Raw genomic sequence first — 17566 nt, 5'->3', positions numbered from 1 at the left:
GATGAGGCCATTAAAAAAAGCAGAGCAAGAATTGATTATTCATTTGCTTAAAGACAGTCCTAAACGAGACTATTTTATTAATAAACTGCCTCATTTGATGGTTGAAGAAATGAATGATGGCGGAATGGGTAGTTTAAAATTCATATCAACATCTACAGAAAAAATTATAATGAAAGAAGATATTGCCATAATAGATCTGTATGACATGGATGGCATTCCTTTATTTATATCACTACTATTGGGCACAGACGAAGAGCTCTTTGAACTTGATGTTTTCAAAGCTGATTTTTCACCGTTAAAACAATTTCCAGTACCGCCATATCAATAGCCACTAATTCGCCGGGTTATTGTTCGCCCGGCGTTTTTGCGGTCTTCATTATCGTCTTAACTTAGTTGCTTATAAGTGAGTGTCACTAACTGGCCAATCTTATTTACGTTTGCCAATTGCAGTTTGTGGTTGTTTTTTAAATGATGAAAGAATGATTTGCCACCACCCAAAATTGCCGGGTTTATTGTAAGGCGATATTCATCAATCAGGCCACTATCTACTAACGACACAGCAAACGAAGCCCCACCAAATGTCATTATATCTTTTCCGGGCTGTTCTTTTAGCTTTTTAACCTCGGTAGCTAAATCGCCGTTATTGATACTGGCATTCTCCCATCCGGCATCTTTCAACGTTTTCGAAAAAACAATGTGTCGCGTTTTTTCAGCCAGCTTTGCATATTTCACTTCGTCGGCAGAAAAATTGGGGTCGGCAAGTGCTTGCTTCCAGTAGTCCCTGTACCCGGTCCACATCCCGGCGCCTACCAGGAAAAGATCAACGCTTTGCAGGTTTTCAAACATATCATCCCATTCATTATCATTATCTGTCTGCATCCAGCTCATATCGCCGTTAGGGCCTTCTACGTAGCCATCCAGCGTAACCTGCATCGATAAAATTAGCTTTCTCATAATTACCTCAGTTTAATATAGAAGTAAAGTTCGGCCTTTTTAGTTTGCAGCAGCAGGTGCAAAGGCGACAAATAAAGGGGTGTTTACGACGGGTTACATTATCCGGTTTTGGGTATTAACTTAAACCGTTATTATGAAATACTTCAGGCCTTGGTTCGCTTTATTTGCGTTAAATCTATTTTTCTCCGGATGTCATTACATTAATCATATGCTGGAAATCCACAACGGTTCTAAGCAAAAAATTACCGTTTTGCATTCTAATTCTATCACCCCTTCAACAACTAATAACGTTGCTTATTATATTGCTGATTGGACTATTATTAATCCTGATTCTACAAACACCCTTACCATTGGAGGCAAAGCAAATGCATGGCATCAATATATTGAAGAAGGGAAAGACAAAAAATTATACCTTTTTATATTTTCTGTAGATACGCTTAAAAAATATGATGACTTGTATTCTATGGATCAGTTATCCGCGATGGGCAAATATTTGAAAGTGCTTAAATATTCTGAGCCAGAATTAATAAAAATGAACTGGAAGGTAAATTATAAAGAAAACTAAACCTGGGCCTGGGTATCTCTTTTTATAATAAATTCCAGCAGGTCATTTATGGGCTGGCGAATAATTTTGCCTACATGCACATCGTTTTGCTCGCATATCGCTTTTAGCTCATCGGCAAAAACATAGGCTATAGAACCTACAAAATGGCATTTGAATTTATTATACTGCGGATACGATTTAATATTGCTCTCCACAAAATCAAGAAAGCCTTTATGCAATAAGGCCTGCGCATATTCCGTGCTTCTTATCTCTGTTAAAAACTTTGAAAAAGCTGCCAGATAAGAATTTGCCCGAGCTTTCTGGTACACGTTTTTAATAACGTCGGCCTTCGTTAAATTATAAGCAGCCTTAAATTTAGCGGCAATATCGTGGGGCATGTTGCCGTACAGGTAATCGGTAATCAAAGCCTTACCAAACCAGGTGCCCGATCCTTCATCGCCCAAAACATAACCTAAGCCGTGCTGGCCATCGTGTATATCCTCACCATCAAAAAAAGAAATGTTTGAGCCGGTGCCTAATACACAACAGATCCCCTTCTCGTGCCCACAGGTGGCATAGGCCGAAGCCAAAAGGTCGCTGTCTACACTTACATATGCATCGGGGAATAAACTACTAATGGCGTTTGATACGATCTCGTGCCTATCGGGGCTGGAACACCCTGCGCCAAAAAAATAGATCTCGGTAATATCCGAAGCCAGGGCTATCATATCAGGCACCTGATCCTTTAATATCTTGGCTATTTCTTTTTCTGTTAAAAAATATGGGTTAAGTCCGGCAGATTTGAATGCCTTGTTTTGCTGCCCCGGTACGGATAGCAGCCAGTCTGTTTTTGATGATCCGCTGTCTGCTACTAATATCATGTACAAAGTTCCTCAAGCGCCTGATGGGTAAGCGGCTTATGAACATACTGCGCAACATACTTATTGCTTTTAGAATTGTTCATATCGGTTGGGTCAAGGGATGATGAAAGCATAAAAATTTTCACCCGTTCTTTATTATCCAACTCTAACGCTTCATATTCCTGCAAAAATTCGAAACCGCTCATCATGGGCATCCGGATATCCAGGAAAATTACGTTTGGTTTAATGCTTCCATCGCGCAAAGCATCTATAGCATCGTGTGCTGATTGTAATACAATTATGTTATCTGCAAAATTAGCGCTCTCCAAAATTTTACGCGTGACAAAGTTGTCAATGTAATTGTCATCTATCAGCAAGCATGTATTATAGTGGACAGGCATGCCCAAAAATAATCTTTTAATGCAATTAAATATACATTATTGAATATTTATACTGTTAGTTATCTGCTGTAGAGTTACTTCGGCCATTTTTGACTGGTATTGTGCCGAAAAAAACTTGGATTGCGCATCCAGGTAGTTCCTTTGCGCTTCGCGGATCTCTAATTGGGTGATGTTGCCTATTTTATATTTTTCTAACGAGATCTCCAGATTTTTACGGGCAAGCTCTACGCTCGACTGCCCTATCTTTATCAGATCGAGCCCGGAAAGATAAGCCACATAAAAATTACTTATCTGCGCTTCCACATCCAGCATTACCTGCTTTTGGCTAAGGTCGGCATTGGCTATCTGCAACTTAGCGTTACGCTCGCGGCGCCATTGGTTTAACCCGTCGAATATATTGATAGATGCCGTTAAGCCATAAGCAAACCCATGTGCGTTTTGACTAAGCGTAAAGCCCGCCGGTGTTTTGCTATTGCTAAATGTATAGCCCGATGTTACACCAATTACCGGGTAACGGGTAGATTTTACTTGCCTTAGGCTGATCTCGGCCAGGCGTTTATTTATTTGTGCCGATAATATATCCGGGTTTTGCGTTTGTGCCTTGGCAATAATGTCGCCCAATACCAGGGTATTGTTTACCACAATGGTATCGCCTACCACAAAATCGGTTTGCAGGTTGCGTACCAATAGCTGGTTCATTTGGATCTTTGTAGTACGATACTGCTGCAATTGAATTACCAGGTTAGAAGTATCAGTATTCAGATTAACCTGTGCGTTGTAAACGTCAAGCTTTGATACCCGGCCAACCGTAAACTTATCATTAGAGTACCGCAGTTGCGTGCGCGATATTTCTATAGCCCCACGCAATGCTTTTATCTGCTCGGTTTGGCTGATAAGGTTGTAGTAGGTATTTATAACATTAGCTACAGTGCTTTGTATGGTATCCTGCAAGCGGATGGCTCCCAGTTTATCCTGCTCCTTCAGCATGTCGTAATTGGCAAACATGTTAAAGCCATCAAATATGGTCCAGTTAAGGTTTACACCATAGTTATTGTTGCTGTTATTTGCGGTAAGGTTGTTAACCGTACCATCGCTACGTGTTTGCTTTATTTTTTGGCTGCTGTTGTTTACGGCAGCATCGCCGGTTATCAAAGGTAAAAAACCGGCGTTACCCAATGTTACATTATTACCCGCTATGGTAGCATTATTTTGCGATAGCCTAATATTATAGTTGTTCTTTAACGCTATTTCAACAGCATCCTTTAGGGTAAGTAAAGGCGCTTCCTGTGCTTGTACATCTGCAGTAAAAATAGCAGCGCAAAAAATCAAGCAAATTATTTTTTTAATATTCATATTGCTTAAAGTTTTTCAATTAATAAAGGCGCTTTGATCTCTTCCTCTTCAGCCGGTTCATGATCGGGGTCGCGGCGTGTTTTTGACGCGAACACCATATACATTGTTGGTATCACATATAAAGTTAATACCAGCGAGAACAGCATCCCGCCAATAATTACAATACCTAACGATACACGGCTTTTTGCACCTGCACCCAAAGCCAATGCAATAGGCACCGAGCCCAGCACAACCGCCAAACTGGTCATTAATATGGGGCGCAAGCGCGATGTAGCGGCCTCAACAACGGCTTCGTATTTACTTAATCCCTGTTCCATTCGCTGGTTGGCAAATTCTACTATCAGGATACCGTTTTTGGTTACCAAACCTACCAATGTAATGATGCCTATCTGGCTGAATATATTAAAGGTTTGATCGAACAGCCACAAGGATATGAACGCGCCCGATATAGCCAGCGGCACGGTAAGCATCACAATAAACGGATCTACAAAACTTTCGAACTGGGCGGCAAGCACCAGGTATATCAGCAATAAGGCGAATAAAAAAGCAAACGCGATGTTTGACGAACCTTCGGCATAATCTCGTGATGGGCCGCTTAAAGCAGTGCTGAAAGTATCATCAAGCAATTTGGCTTTTATGCGTTCCATTTCGGCAATACCATCCCCCACAGTATGGCCGGGCGACAAACCAGCCTGCACCGTGGCCGATTTATACCTGTTAAAGTGATAGATAGATGGCGGGCTGGCGCTTTCGGCAACCTTCACTACGTTATCCAGCTGTACTAAATTACCTTTAGTACTGCGCACATAAACAGATTTTAAGTCGAGCGGCTGGTCGCGGTTAGCGCGGTCAACCTGGGCAATTACCTGGTATTGCTTACCATTGATAAGGAAATAATCTAAACGGCCGGCGCTATAGTAAAGCTGCAGGGTTTGGGCAATATCATCAACCGAAACACCAAGGTCGCGGGCACGGTCGCGGTCGGTAGTTACACGCAGTTCGGGCTTGGTAAATTTCAGGTTAACATCCGATCCCTGGAAAACAGGGCTTCGTGATACCTCGGCAAAAAACTCGGGCAGTACCTTCCGGATCTTTTCAAAATCCTGGTTCTGAATAACATATTGCACCGGCAGCGATGTACGCGCACCGCTACCACCACCGCTTATGGTTTGCTCTTGCACTACAATAGCACGGGCATCGGGCATGCGGGTTAATTTTTGATTGAGCCAGTCGGCAATCTCCTGCTGGGACCGTCCCCGCTGATCGGGCGGTACCAAACCTACACGGCCAAAGCCGGAGTTGGCAGAACCGCCACCACCAAATGATGGTGATACAATTTCGAGGTTTACATTTGCCTCGGGGATAGAATCGGCAACCAGGTCGGCCACTTTATCCATGTAGCGGGTCATGTATTCGTATGTGGCACCTTCAGATCCTGTTACCGAATAACGCAGCAGGCTACGGTCATCCAACGGGGCTAATTCTGATGGTGTTATTTTAAATAGTATGGCGGTAAGTATCAAAGAGCCCCCAAGTATCACAAACGATACCCACTTCTTCTTCATGAAATTAACCAGCGTTTCGGTATAGCTGTTGGTCATGTTCACAAAGAAAGGTTCGGTCATTACATAAAACTTCGATTTCTTTTGATTTTTACGGATAAGCTTAACGTTAAGCATTGGCGTTAACGACAGCGATACAAAAGCCGATATCAACACCGCCCCCGCGACGACCACCGCAAACTCGCGGAACAGCCTTCCTGTAAAGCCCTGTAAGAACACAATAGGCAGGAACACCGCCGCTAATGTAACCGATGTAGAAACTACCGCAAATAAGATCTCGGCCGAGCCTTCAAAGGCCGCCTTGCGGATAGCCATGCCGGCTTCTACCTTTTTATAGATATTCTCGGTTACTACAATACCATCATCCACTACCAGCCCTGTGGCCAGCACAATACCCAGCAGTGTTAGTATATTTATGGAAAATCCAAAAATGTACATGATAAAAAACGCCCCTATCAATGACACCGGTATATCTATCAACGGGCGGAAAGCAATTAGCCAATCCCTAAAGAAAAGATAGATAATAATTACCACCAGTATAAACGATATTAAAAGCGTTTCTTTTACCTCGGTGATAGAATTGCTGATGAATCTGGTATTATCCAGGGCCACTTTTACGGTAATATCGGGCGGCAGATCTTTCTTTATTTTCTCCAGCCTTTCGTAAAAATCTTTAGCTATTTGTACGTAATTGGCGCCCGGTTGCGGCACAATGGCCAAACCTACCATTGGTACGCCAGATTCTTTTAGCGAAGTTTCTTCATTTGCCGAACCCAATACCGCATAGCCAATATCATCCAGCCTGATAACCCGGTTACTATCCGCACGGATAATAAGGTTATTAAAATCTTTTTCAGTCGTTAACTTACCCAGGGCACGGATGGTGATCTCGGTATTATTACCTTCAATTTTACCTGCAGGCAGCTCCACGTTCTCCCGTGCTAAGGCGGCACCGATATCGGTAGCGGTAAGACCCAATGCCGATAGCTTATTAGGATCTATCCATAAACGCATGGCATACTGGCGCTGGCCTTGTACGTTAATGGTACTTACGCCCGGTATGGTTTGTAAACCTTCCAGCAAAACGTTTTCGGCATAATCATCAACCTGTGTAATGTTACGGGTATTACTGCTTACGGTTAATGTAATTATCTGATCGGCGCTGGCATCGGCTTTGGTAACAACCGGCGGGGCGTTTATATCTTGTGGCAACTGGCGCTGTGCCTGGCTCACTTTATCGCGCACATCGTTCGCGGCAGTTTCCAGATCGGCATCCAGATCAAATTCTACTGTGATGTTGCTTGAACCTACCGAACTTGTTGACGATATATTACGGATACCCGGTACACCGTTGATGGCTTTTTCTAAAGGCTCGGTTATTTGCGATTCAATAACATCTGAGTTAGCACCCGAGTATTGCGTAGATACAGAAATAATGGGCGGATCTACTGACGGGAAATCGCGCACCCCTAAAAACGTGTACCCAATAACACCAAATACAACTATCACAACAGATAGCACCGTTGCCAATACAGGTCTTTTTATACTTACTGAGGATAAACTCATATTGGTTACTTAATAACTTTAAGAATTTTTAATGGCGATTTCGGACGTATCTGGATCAAACCTGATACTACTATGCTATCACCCGCCTTTAACCCATCAATAACTTGAATCTTGGTATCGGTACGCAGATCTGTCTTCACGTTTTGGGCAACTGCTATGCCGTTCTTATAAAGGTATATCTTACTGCTTTTAAGATCGGGTATAACGCACTCGGTAGGTACCATTATTGTTTTTGGGATCTGGTCAAGCGTAAGGTTGATCTTGGCAAAAGAGCCTGCTGTAAGCAAATTTTCTGGATTTGGCGCTTTAGCCCTAACGGTAATGGTACGCGAGTTAGCATCCAGTTCGGGCTCAATAGCATAAACTGTAGCGTTAAAAGTCTTTCTCGAACTTTCTATAGTGAATGATACTTTGCTGCCCTTGTTAATGATAGGCAGGTAGCGTTCAGGTACCGAAAAGGTAAGCTTAGCCGGATCTATATTTACCAGTGTGGCTATTGGGGTTGCCGGCGAAAGGTAGCCACCCGGACTAACATTTCTTAACCCAATAACGCCCGAAAACGGCGCGCGTATCTCTGTACGGCTTATCTGTGCCCTTATTACATCAGCCTGTGCCTTTAAGGAGTTTAGTGATGATAGAGAGGTTTCGTATTCTTCTTTGCTCACCGCCTCTTTCTGCAATAATATTTTATTGCGATTATTTATATCGCGGGCAAGTATCATTTGTGCTTCGTACTGTTGCAATGATGCCTGCAAGTCCTGGTTGTACACTTTTACAAGCAGCTGTCCTTTTTTTACACGGGTGCCTTCTGTAAAATATATGCCGGTAATGTTACCCGCGGTTTGGCTGATAAGGCTTACCCTTTCATTAGCGTCAATTGTACCGGTAATATCTATCTGGTTATTAACGGCGGTATCTTTAACCACCATAATATTTACCGAAACAGGGCCATTCTTTCTTTTACCTTTGCCTGCAGTAGCGGCACTGGTTTGTTTAGCCTTTTTACTAAAAAACTTATTATAAATTAAAAATGCAACAAGCAATGCAAGTAAAGTATATATTATATATTTTGTTTTCATATCTGCTTGTTGTTCCTATTGGAACCTGTTTTAATGCTCATTTATAATTGTCTATCTTTCAATTGCGCTACGTAAATATAAAATGTTTAGGCATTGCTTATTAATGCCGCAGGTATATTTATATCGCCACCCAATAATTTTTGCAATTATAACCGCTTAACCATCAAATTGATTACATGTATCAACCATTTTACAACGCAACAATTTTGTGGCCGTTTAATTAAAAACATAAATTTTATAACTTGCCGCATGAAAAAATTGCAACTATCAGCACTGGTTTATTTAATCCTCTTTCTTATGAACATTACACCCGGCAATGCGGCTGGCCTTCCTAAAATTTCTTACACGGTTAGCTTTCCGGAAGCACAAGCGCATTATGTTGATGTTGAGATGAATATTACCGGTTTGGCGCAACCATCCCTTGATGTTAAAATGCCTGTTTGGGCGCCGGGTTCATACCTGGTAAGGGAGTTTGCCAAAAATATTGAAGCGTTTAGCGTTAGCGCTAACGGCAAGCAGGTATCGGCACCAAAAATAAATAAGAACACCTGGCATATAAATACTGCCGGCCTTAACTCGGTAACGGTTAAGTATAAAGTTTACGCTTTCGAGCTTTCGGTACGTACCAGTTTTATCGATGTATCGCACGCGTTCCTGTCAACCACAGGCATATTTTTATTCCCAAAAGGGATGTTAAACCAGCCATCAACTATCACCATAAAACCTTATAAAGATTGGAATAAGGTATCTACCAGTTTAGAAATGGTTAAAGGCGATGTGTTTACCCGCACCGCACCCAACTACGATATTTTGTACGATTCGCCTTTAGAAATTGGCACACAAGATGTATTTACGTTTGATGCTGCAGGTGTTAATTATGAAGTAGCCATGTACGGTGGCGGTAACTATGATAAAGAACGCCTGAAAGTAGATATGGCCAAAATTATAGAAGCAGAAACAGCTGTTTTTGGCGAGAACCCAAATAAACATTACACTTTTATAGTTCATAACAAAGCACGTAACGGCGGCGGTTTAGAGCATTTAAGCTCTACTGTTTTAGGTGCATCAAGAGAGGGTTACACCAACGAACGTACTTACCATGGCTTTTTAAGCCTGGTTGCCCACGAGCATTTCCACCTGTGGAACGTGAAGCGCCTACGCCCAATTGCTTTAGGCCCGTTTGATTATGATAACGAGAATTATACTACCAACTTGTGGATAGCCGAAGGTTTTACGGCTTATTACCAAAACATTATTCTTCGTTACGCCGACCTCTCAAATACCGAAACCTTTTTAGGTGATATGGCCGGTGATATTAACACGGTTGAAAACCAACCCGGCGCAAAGGTACAGCCACTGTCTGAATCGAGCTTTGATGCCTGGATAAAAAGTTACCGCCCTAACGAAAACTCGTACAACACCGGTATCTCTTATTATGATAAAGGTGCCGTTATAGGCATGCTTTTAGACCTGGAAATAATTAACAGCACCAATGGCAAAAGCAGCCTTAATGATGTAATGAAGTATATGTACAATACTTATTACAAAGGTTTAAAACGTGGTTATACCGATGCCGAGTTTAAAGCCGGCTTTGAAAAATTCGCTGGTAAAAAACTGGACGATTTTTATGCTAAATACATTAACGGCTTAGATGCCATTAATTATGATAAATATCTGGGTTATGCAGGTTACAAATTATCTGATGAACTTGCATCAACCAGCGAGCCTACCTTAGGTGTGTTTACCAATCAGCGTAACATTATTACTACTGTAGTACGCGATGGAGCAGGCTGGGTTGACGGCCTTAACGTTGGCGACCAGATCACTGCCATTGATGATACCCCGGTGACTGATTTGAACGCCGTAATTAAAGGCAAAAAAGTAGGCGATAAAATTGTTGTAACCGTTACCCGCGATGCGCAGGCGTTTAAAATACCGGTTACCTTACAACGTAACAATACCTTTAAATATACCATTACCGAAATACCAAACGCTACACCACAACAACTGGCTGTGCGTAAAAAATGGTTGAAGTTGTAATTTTTCAGACCTCATTATAAGCCCTCTATCCGGAAACGGATAGGGGGCTTTTTGTTAGCCTCACCCCGGCCCTCTCCAAAGGAGAGGGAGTCAGCGTTTCTATTTTAAAGTCCTCTCCTTTGGAGAGGATTATTTCATGAGGGCTTCGCCGTTTAGGTGAGGCTTGTGGTTCAGCCCACCCGCCTGCGATCAAAACAAAATCCTAAAACATTTTACAGCCATTTATTATTATAGTATAACCATTGAAAAACATTAAAACACATTGATCATGAATTCATTACTGTATGTAATTGCCGTTATACTTGTAATTGGCTGGGCTGTTGCCTTCTTTTTTACCACTGTGGGCAGCCTTATACATGTGTTATTAGTAATTGCCGTTATTGCATTGTTACTGGGTGTAATACGCAGGCCAACCGCCTTATAAATACAGCTGCTTTTAATATATCTCCAGCTTAATAAGTTATAACCCATCATGAAGATTCCGTTTACACCTCAACTGCTCGGCGACCTTATAGAGAAAGGATATACCTATGTTTTGGCAAGTACCCCTGCCAACTCCGAACTGGCAGAATCATCTACCCTTGTTTTAAAACCTCTTAGAGAAAAACCCAAACTGATTAATTTGCCGGATGGGTTCAACACTTTTTACAAAATAACCCGCGAACCTATGCAGCTTGCCTGCGGCCTGGAGGGAGTTGTTATTGAAGTTGATTATGATACTATTAATCCGCAGATAACCGGCAACGATATATTTGAGGACAGCTACTTCCGTATGAGCGAGGACTTTTTCAGACAGGTTTTGGATAGCCTGGAAGACTATGCCGTGATCACTACCGATAAGAATGGGGATATTAACAGTTGGAACTCTGGCGCTGAAAAGGTTTTAGGTTACACCGAGCCCGAGATAATAGGCAGGAGTGCACACATATTTTTCACACCAGAGGATATTGCAAAGGGAGCACCCGAAATGGAGCTTGAAACCGCATTGCAATATGGCCGCGCCATTGACGAACGCTACCATGTGCGCAAGGATAGATCGCGCTTTTGGGGGACCGGATTGGTTTTTCCTTTATATGACGAGGAAGGGAAGCACCGTGGCTTTACCAAAATAATGCGTAACCTGCACGAGCAACAGGAAGCAGAAGATAAGGGGCCCGAGCTTTAATAGATAAACAGCAAGCCGTTTAGATCAACCGGTTTATGTTATACCTTTATTTATTCAAAAAATTATATTTACTCGTTTTCTTTTTTGTTGTTATAAGTACAACACCGTTAGCCCCTGCACTGCCATATAAAGTTTTTGCACTTGCATCCTTAAGCACCGATATACTTTCAATATTTTTAGGATCTAAATAGGTCATCACATCTTTTTTTATGACTTTCCCATCCAGTACGTATAGCGGGTCGGATATACTATTGGGCCAAATTTTGGTTTTATAAGCATCGCTATCCATTAATTGAGGCGTTGCATACCCCATAACTGTTACATCTTTAACATTACCTGCCGGCACGCTTCCGGTTTTGTTATCCTTTGTATCATCTGCAAGCGCGAAGTTTATGGGCACGGCGTAGGTTACCCTTACAGGCTTGCCATTTTGCATACCGGGTTCCCAGTCTGGTGATAGTTGCAGCACCCTTACTGCTTCCTCATCAGTCCCCATGCCAAGGCCACGCACAATTTTAACGTTAGATAGCGACCCATCTCTTTCAACTATAAAGCTTGCTATAACTCTGCCTTGCAGGCCGGCGTCTCTTGCAGCTTTGGGATATCTTATATTTGTACCTAAAAATGCTGAAAATGCTTTATCCCCACCCGGGAAATTTGGCGCATGCTCAACAGCAGTAAAAACCGGGTTACTGTCGCCATCGTTGGTTTGAACCGCTGCTACTTTATTACCCAGCGAAAAATTAATAGGCACAGAATACTGAACACGTACCAGCCTGCCATTTTGTACACCAGGCTTCCATTTTGGTGAGTTTTTTATAACCCTTATGGCCTCCTCATCGGTACCACTGCCCAGTGATTTTAATACTTTAATATCTGACAGCGAACCATTTTTCTCTACTACAAAAGTTAACACTATGCGGCCTTGTACTTTATTCTTTCTGGCTTCGGCGGGATATTTTATGCTTTTAGCAATGTAACGGCCAAAACCTCCATCCCCGCCAGGGAAACTTGGTGGCTGCTCTACCTGTGTAAACACCTGTGTTTTGTTTTGTTCTGGTATAGTATCATTCGGTGCTACGGGTAACTTATCCTTTTTGGGGTCGTAGGTTACTATAGTTGTTTTATACGTGGTGTCTGCCAATACTGCTTTTGCAGGTGCCTCAAATACAGCTTCCGCTTTTTCATGAATAGTATTTACTGCCTGGCTATTGCTTATTGTTGCCGATGATAATACCAGCATCAAGATAAATAATGGTGCAGATAACCCGTATTTAATAAGCTTTATGCGCTGCGATTTATTCTTCTGTAGCATTATAATGCGCTTTTTTAATAAACTGTGATTAAAAAACGGGTTAACTAAATGATGTGCCGGGGCTTCAAAAGTTTGGCTTAATAACAACATGGCATAGTCGGCCTTATTGGTGCCGGCATCAAGTGTGTGCTTATCAGCGATATATTCGTGCACATGTTTTATAGCAAAGCGGTACAGGTAAACTATAGGATTAAACCAGTTGATGATCATTACCGCCTCTATGATCAGCACATCGGCAGAGTGGAACTGGCGGGCGTGCACTAATTCGTGGCTTTCTATCACATCCTTACCATCTATCCCCTCGCTTACCTTTACCTTATTAAAAAAGGAGTATGATGTTTTTGGCGATGGGTCTTTAATTATCCGCCTTAACAGTATCAATTGCAGCATTAGCTTCATTGCTAAAAATATTACCCCTGCCGTATAAAGCACTACTAATACCTGGCCAATGGTAACCGGGTTATCTTTTATAGGCGCTAAATCGGTTATACTTATGTTGCTGCCGTATATGGTGTACTGCACCTGCTGCGTAATAAACAGGTTTTTTACCCAATCGCTTTGTATAAGCGGTATAAAAAACGACAGGATAGCCGTGCCCACCAAATAAATGCGGTTAAGCTGAAAAAATGTTTCCCGGCGAAGCAATAAAGAATAGAACCCGAAAAACAAGGTGAGGTAAATATTTACCAGCAATAAATAATGCCACCAGTTCATAACTATTTATCTTTAAGTTTTTCAATCAGTTTCATGATCTCATCGGCCTCTTTCAGATTAATTTTTTCCTTATTCACAAAAAAGGATAAGATCCTGTTCACCGAATTATCGAAATAGCCGCTAAGTAATTTATCGGCAGCAAAATTTTTGTACTCTTCTTTACTTACTACCGGGTAATACTCGTGGCTTTTGCCAAAGGCATTATGATCAACAAAGCCTTTGGTTTCCAGTATCCTTATAATTGTTGATACGGTATTATATGCCGGTTTTGGCTCGGGTAAAACATCTAAAACATCTTTTACAAAGCCCTTTTCCAAAGTCCACAACACCTGCATAATTTGCTCTTCGGCGCGGGTTAAATCCTTTATTTCCATTTTCATTAAATAACTAATAGTACCTTAATACTAAGGTATATCATATAAATCAATATAACAACTAAATGTTTAGTTTATTTTAATTTAAACTTTTATTTGTCTATTTGGTTCTACAACACAATCAAATTTATAAATGGATATCACCTTTCACGGAGCCGCCCGTAATGTAACCGGCAGCAAGCACTTATTACGTTTACAGGATGGCACAAGTGTATTATTAGATTGCGGCATGTTCCAGGGATTTGGCGACCAAACCGAAGACATGAACGAGCACTTTGGTTTTAACCCACAGAAGATCGACTACCTTATTTTATCGCACGCGCATATAGATCATTGCGGGTTAATACCCCGTTTGGTAGCTGAGGGGTTTGAGGGCCAGATATTTTGCACCGCCCCTACTATGGACCTGGCGCGCATCCTTTTAATGGACTCGGCAAAAATACAGATGCAGGATGTGGAATATAGCAATAAGCATCGTGCCCGAAAAGGCCTGCCCCTGCTGAATGCCCTTTACACCGAAGATGCTGCCATGGAAGCCATGCGTTTATTCAAGATCGTAGATTACCATGAGGAATACGCGATAACCCCCCGCTTAAAATTTAAGTTTACCGATGCCGGGCACGTGCTGGGCAGTGCTGCAGTACATATCACCGTTTTAGAGGATGGCAAAGAAACAGTTATCACATTTAGCGGTGATGTTGGCCGTTACGGCGATCTGTTGCTTAAAAATCCACAACCCTTCCCGCAAGCAGATTACATTTTGCTGGAATCTACCTATGGCGATAGCCTGCACAAAGATATTGGCCCTATTGAAGATGCCTTGCTGGAGGTAATTAAACAAACCTGCGAGATAAAGAAAGGAAAGGTGATCATACCTGCCTTTAGCGTTGGCCGCACGCAGGAACTGCTATATGCCCTAAATGCGCTGGAACTAAGAGGTGTATTGCCAGATGTGCCTTATTATGTTGACAGCCCTTTATCTGAAAAAGCTACACAGGTATTAAAAGATCATCCCGAAGTATATAACAAGGATGTGAAAAAGGTGATGAAGACAGATGCCGACCCGTTTGGTTTTAAGGGTTTAAAGTTTATCCAATCTACCGCCGAATCAATTGCTTTGAACGATGATGTAAGGCCTTGCGTTATCATATCGTCATCGGGCATGGCCGAGGCCGGCAGGGTGAAGCATCATATCAAGAACAACATTAACAATCAAAAAAACACCATACTGATGGTTGGTTACGCCGAACCAAACTCGTTAGGCGGCAAACTTGCCCGTGGCGAGAAAGAGGTGTATATTTTTGGCGAGCAATACCAGGTAAATGCCGAAGTCCAATCGATCAAAAGCATGAGCGCCCATGGCGATTACGAGGACCTGCTGCATTTTATATCCTGCCAGGATCCAAAACTTATAAAAAAACTATTCCTGGTGCATGGCGAATACGAGGTGCAGCAACACTTTGCCGATAAGCTAAGAGAAAAAGGCTTTGCTGATGTAGAGATACCCTACCAGCACGAAAAAGTTGTATTAGAATAAGTCATCAATTAAAAATATAAAAAGAAAACCCGCTTGCGCGGGCTTTCTTTTTATAACCACAATCACGTTTTTACTTCAGCATAACATTAGCGCATTGGCCGGATAGTACTTGTACATTTTGGCTGGTGCTGTAGGTTGGCGGGGTAACTCCATCTAAGCCTTTCAGGAAGTATACTCTTCCTTTCACAGTATATTGCCCCGGCGGCACAACTACAGTATAACAATACAACGCCCCGCACGATGGTGCAGATGTGTAATGCCCCCCGAAAATGGCGTTCGTATTTGAAATACCAACTACGTCTACATACATCACATTTATACCCTGTGGTTTCCAGCCGTATTCTGTCTGGTTGGTCCATACTATAATGCTTCCTTTTGCCGGTGGGGGCGTGGTACCGCCACCATTTCCTGTACCCGTGCCACCGCCGCCTGTTCCGGTGCCACCACCGAATCCGCATGGCCAGGTCTCGCTTTTTACATATTCGGTCTCCTGGTTATTAGCCGTTCCCTGTGCAGGAACGCCAACAATTAATTTCCCGTTTTTCATTTTTAACGGGAAAACGATAATTTGACCACCTACAGCAAACGTCATGGTAGATGCGCCCGAATTATAGGTACCTGTAGTTGCAGTTCCATTACTGCAGGCTATGGCCGTAGTGCCGTTAAGTTTTAAGTATGCATTTCCTTGTCCATCGTTGCGGGCCCAGGTTGCTTCTAACGAAGCGGTGCCACCTGTGCCGTCTGGTTCTTCGGTATCCTCGCCGTCATCATCATCCATTGATTCTTTCTGGCAGGAAACTGTAAATAAAACGACAAGTAAAATTGAAAAGATTGTGATAAGTTTTAGGTATTTCATACGCAAATATTGTGTTTAATATGAGGTTTGGGTTTCTTTTACAAAGATGCCCGCACCCTATTATGCAAGCAATACTTACTTGTAGGTATATTTCATTTTGGGTGATTGCACGGCATTCCGGGGGGTGATTACACGGGTAACCGAAGGCTTTAAAAACAAAAAACCCCGGATAACCGGGGCTTTCATATCTATTTTTTCAATCCAATTTCTCTTAGTCGTTCATCCAGATATTCGCCGGCGGTAATATCTGTATAAAGCTTAGGGTGCTGTTCATCAATGGTTGATGGCAGGCTGGTTAGGTCCATAGTTGATTTTGGATGTAAAAAGAAGGGCACCGAAAACCGCGAGTTCTTCATTTCTTCGCGCGGTGGGTTAACAACCCTGTGCGTGGTAGATTTTAGTTTGTTATTGGTTAAACGCTGCAGCATATCACCTACGTTAACTACCAGGTCTTCGCCAAACGCTTTAACCGGGAACCATTTATTCTCGCGGGTAAGCAGTTCCAGGCCATCGGCACTGGCACCAATTAATAACGTTATCAGGTTAATGTCTTCGTGTGCACCTGCGCGTACTGCATCGTCAGGCAAAGCATCAGGGTTTTCTATCGGGAAATAATGCAGGGTACGCAGTATCGAATTCCCGTTATGCACTTTATCATCAAAATAGTTTTCGGGCAGGTTTAGGTAAACGGCAATGGCACGTAGCAAATGGATACCCGCCGCCTCCAGCTTTTTATAAACCTCTAAAGTGGTGGTATTAAATTCGGGTTGCTCCTCTACCACCACGTTATCAGGGTAAAAAGCCTTCTCGGGTGCATCGTCACTAACCGTTTGGCCTATCTGCCAAAATTCTTTCAGATCGGGCACTTTAAACCCTTTGGCTGTTTCCTTGTTTTTGCCGGTATAACCGCGCTGGCCAGCCAAACCGGGGATCTCATATTTCATCTTCACCTCCTCGGGCAAAGCAAAAAGCGCTTTTACCTGGGTGTAAAGCTTATCAATTAGTTCTTTGCTAAGGCCGTGGTTGGTGATGGTTACAAAGCCGGTTTCGTTAAAAGCTTTACCAATGCTGTCCGAAAAAGCTTTGCGCTCATCGGCAGTACCGTTTATGTACGTATCAAGATCGAGACGAGGGATGTTTACTGTACTCATAGTTTCAATATTAAAGGCCAAAATTATTTAAAAAAAGCGGAGATATGTCCAGGATGATAAATAATATAATAACTGTGTAATTTTTTTATGACAAT

16 protein-coding genes are annotated in these 17566 nt (G+C 42.4%); 6 read left to right on the top strand and 10 right to left on the bottom strand.

All coding sequences use genetic code 11. The features are described from left to right. Position 1: 1 nt before the first annotated feature. Positions 2-328 carry a DUF6984 family protein gene (locus NPE20_RS21755; protein WP_256540816.1) on the top strand — a complete coding sequence of 109 codons (327 nt, stop codon included), beginning with the start codon at positions 2-4 and terminating at the stop codon, positions 326-328. 56 nt (positions 329-384) lie between these two features. Here the strand turns inward: NPE20_RS21755 and NPE20_RS21750 are convergent, their stop codons facing one another. Next, positions 385-954, bottom strand: a complete 570-nt coding sequence (locus NPE20_RS21750) for a dihydrofolate reductase family protein (protein ID WP_256540815.1) — start codon at positions 952-954, stop codon at positions 385-387. A gap of 133 nt (positions 955-1087) precedes the next feature. Here NPE20_RS21750 and NPE20_RS21745 point away from each other — a divergent pair, with 133 nt between their 5' ends. Beyond that, complete coding sequence (locus NPE20_RS21745) at positions 1088-1519, top strand: hypothetical protein (protein WP_256540814.1); 432 nt, start codon at positions 1088-1090, stop codon at positions 1517-1519. On the opposite strand, the gene NPE20_RS21740 is transcribed toward NPE20_RS21745, so the two are convergent. The 5 genes from NPE20_RS21740 to NPE20_RS21720 are packed head-to-tail and all read right to left on the bottom strand — an operon-like array spanning position 1516 to position 8319. Beyond that, positions 1516-2379, bottom strand: coding sequence for an N-acetylglucosamine kinase (locus NPE20_RS21740; RefSeq protein ID WP_256540813.1), 864 nt, complete (start codon positions 2377-2379; stop codon positions 1516-1518). The genes NPE20_RS21745 and NPE20_RS21740 overlap by 4 nt on opposite strands. Further along, positions 2376-2759: a response regulator gene (locus NPE20_RS21735; protein WP_256540812.1), complete on the bottom strand. Its 384-nt coding sequence runs from the start codon at positions 2757-2759 to the stop codon at positions 2376-2378. Before NPE20_RS21735 ends, NPE20_RS21740 begins: the two co-directional genes overlap by 4 nt. Before the next feature lie 36 nt (positions 2760-2795). Beyond that, positions 2796-4112 carry a TolC family protein gene (locus tag NPE20_RS21730; RefSeq protein WP_256540811.1) on the bottom strand — a complete coding sequence of 439 codons (1317 nt, stop codon included), beginning with the start codon at positions 4110-4112 and terminating at the stop codon, positions 2796-2798. Between the two features lie 5 nt (positions 4113-4117). Continuing rightward, a complete protein-coding gene (locus NPE20_RS21725; RefSeq protein WP_256540810.1) occupies positions 4118-7240 on the bottom strand; it encodes an efflux RND transporter permease subunit in 3123 nt (1040 codons plus the stop codon). 5 nt (positions 7241-7245) lie between these two features. Further along, positions 7246-8319, bottom strand: a complete 1074-nt coding sequence (locus NPE20_RS21720; RefSeq protein ID WP_256540809.1) for an efflux RND transporter periplasmic adaptor subunit — start codon at positions 8317-8319, stop codon at positions 7246-7248. Between the two features lie 297 nt (positions 8320-8616). Between NPE20_RS21720 and NPE20_RS21715 the strand changes: the two genes are divergently transcribed. From NPE20_RS21715 to NPE20_RS21705, 3 genes are all read left to right on the top strand, one after another. Continuing rightward, positions 8617-10359, top strand: coding sequence for a M61 family metallopeptidase (locus NPE20_RS21715; protein ID WP_256540808.1), 1743 nt, complete (start codon positions 8617-8619; stop codon positions 10357-10359). A 268-nt stretch (positions 10360-10627) separates the two neighbouring features. Further along, the gene (locus NPE20_RS21710) at positions 10628-10783 is read left to right on the top strand and encodes a lmo0937 family membrane protein (protein ID WP_256540807.1); all 156 of its coding nucleotides are present in this window, start codon (positions 10628-10630) and stop codon (positions 10781-10783) included. A gap of 48 nt (positions 10784-10831) precedes the next feature. Next, entirely contained in the window at positions 10832-11524 is a 693-nt protein-coding gene (locus NPE20_RS21705) for a PAS domain-containing protein (protein ID WP_256540806.1), read from the top strand. Positions 11525-11570: 46 nt separating this feature from the next. Here NPE20_RS21705 and NPE20_RS21700 read toward each other — a convergent pair whose 3' ends face one another. Further along, entirely contained in the window at positions 11571-13553 is a 1983-nt protein-coding gene (locus NPE20_RS21700; RefSeq protein ID WP_256540805.1) for a M56 family metallopeptidase, read from the bottom strand. A gap of 2 nt (positions 13554-13555) precedes the next feature. After that, entirely contained in the window at positions 13556-13927 is a 372-nt protein-coding gene (locus tag NPE20_RS21695; protein ID WP_256540804.1) for a BlaI/MecI/CopY family transcriptional regulator, read from the bottom strand. 133 nt (positions 13928-14060) lie between these two features. Here NPE20_RS21695 and NPE20_RS21690 point away from each other — a divergent pair, with 133 nt between their 5' ends. Beyond that, a complete protein-coding gene (locus NPE20_RS21690) occupies positions 14061-15464 on the top strand; it encodes an MBL fold metallo-hydrolase RNA specificity domain-containing protein (protein ID WP_256540803.1) in 1404 nt (467 codons plus the stop codon). 70 nt (positions 15465-15534) lie between these two features. On the opposite strand, the gene NPE20_RS21685 is transcribed toward NPE20_RS21690, so the two are convergent. Continuing rightward, positions 15535-16320 (bottom strand): hypothetical protein, encoded by a 786-nt coding sequence (locus NPE20_RS21685; RefSeq protein WP_256540802.1) that lies wholly within the window; start codon positions 16318-16320, stop codon positions 15535-15537. Positions 16321-16508: 188 nt separating this feature from the next. Then, positions 16509-17471 (bottom strand): isopenicillin N synthase family dioxygenase, encoded by a 963-nt coding sequence (locus NPE20_RS21680; RefSeq protein ID WP_256540801.1) that lies wholly within the window; start codon positions 17469-17471, stop codon positions 16509-16511. Positions 17472-17566: the final 95 nt, after the last annotated feature.

Origin of the sequence: Mucilaginibacter aquariorum (assembly GCF_024498135.1) — a bacterium.
GTDB lineage: Bacteria > Bacteroidota > Bacteroidia > Sphingobacteriales > Sphingobacteriaceae > Mucilaginibacter > Mucilaginibacter aquariorum.
Note: the sequence above shows the minus strand (reverse complement) of the source record. Positions and strands in the feature narration are given on the sequence as shown.

Coding starts and splice junctions, on each gene's coding strand:
- NPE20_RS21755 (WP_256540816.1), top strand. CDS start 2: ATGAGGCCATTAAAAAAAGCAGAGCAAGAATTGATTATTCATTTGCTT.
- NPE20_RS21750 (WP_256540815.1), bottom strand. CDS start 954: ATGAGAAAGCTAATTTTATCGATGCAGGTTACGCTGGATGGCTACGTA.
- NPE20_RS21745 (WP_256540814.1), top strand. CDS start 1,088: ATGAAATACTTCAGGCCTTGGTTCGCTTTATTTGCGTTAAATCTATTT.
- NPE20_RS21740 (WP_256540813.1), bottom strand. CDS start 2,379: ATGATATTAGTAGCAGACAGCGGATCATCAAAAACAGACTGGCTGCTA.
- NPE20_RS21735 (WP_256540812.1), bottom strand. CDS start 2,759: ATGCCTGTCCACTATAATACATGCTTGCTGATAGATGACAATTACATT.
- NPE20_RS21730 (WP_256540811.1), bottom strand. CDS start 4,112: ATGAATATTAAAAAAATAATTTGCTTGATTTTTTGCGCTGCTATTTTT.
- NPE20_RS21725 (WP_256540810.1), bottom strand. CDS start 7,240: ATGAGTTTATCCTCAGTAAGTATAAAAAGACCTGTATTGGCAACGGTG.
- NPE20_RS21720 (WP_256540809.1), bottom strand. CDS start 8,319: ATGAAAACAAAATATATAATATATACTTTACTTGCATTGCTTGTTGCA.
- NPE20_RS21715 (WP_256540808.1), top strand. CDS start 8,617: ATGAACATTACACCCGGCAATGCGGCTGGCCTTCCTAAAATTTCTTAC.
- NPE20_RS21710 (WP_256540807.1), top strand. CDS start 10,628: ATGAATTCATTACTGTATGTAATTGCCGTTATACTTGTAATTGGCTGG.
- NPE20_RS21705 (WP_256540806.1), top strand. CDS start 10,832: ATGAAGATTCCGTTTACACCTCAACTGCTCGGCGACCTTATAGAGAAA.
- NPE20_RS21700 (WP_256540805.1), bottom strand. CDS start 13,553: ATGAACTGGTGGCATTATTTATTGCTGGTAAATATTTACCTCACCTTG.
- NPE20_RS21695 (WP_256540804.1), bottom strand. CDS start 13,927: ATGGAAATAAAGGATTTAACCCGCGCCGAAGAGCAAATTATGCAGGTG.
- NPE20_RS21690 (WP_256540803.1), top strand. CDS start 14,061: ATGGATATCACCTTTCACGGAGCCGCCCGTAATGTAACCGGCAGCAAG.
- NPE20_RS21685 (WP_256540802.1), bottom strand. CDS start 16,320: ATGAAATACCTAAAACTTATCACAATCTTTTCAATTTTACTTGTCGTT.
- NPE20_RS21680 (WP_256540801.1), bottom strand. CDS start 17,471: ATGAGTACAGTAAACATCCCTCGTCTCGATCTTGATACGTACATAAAC.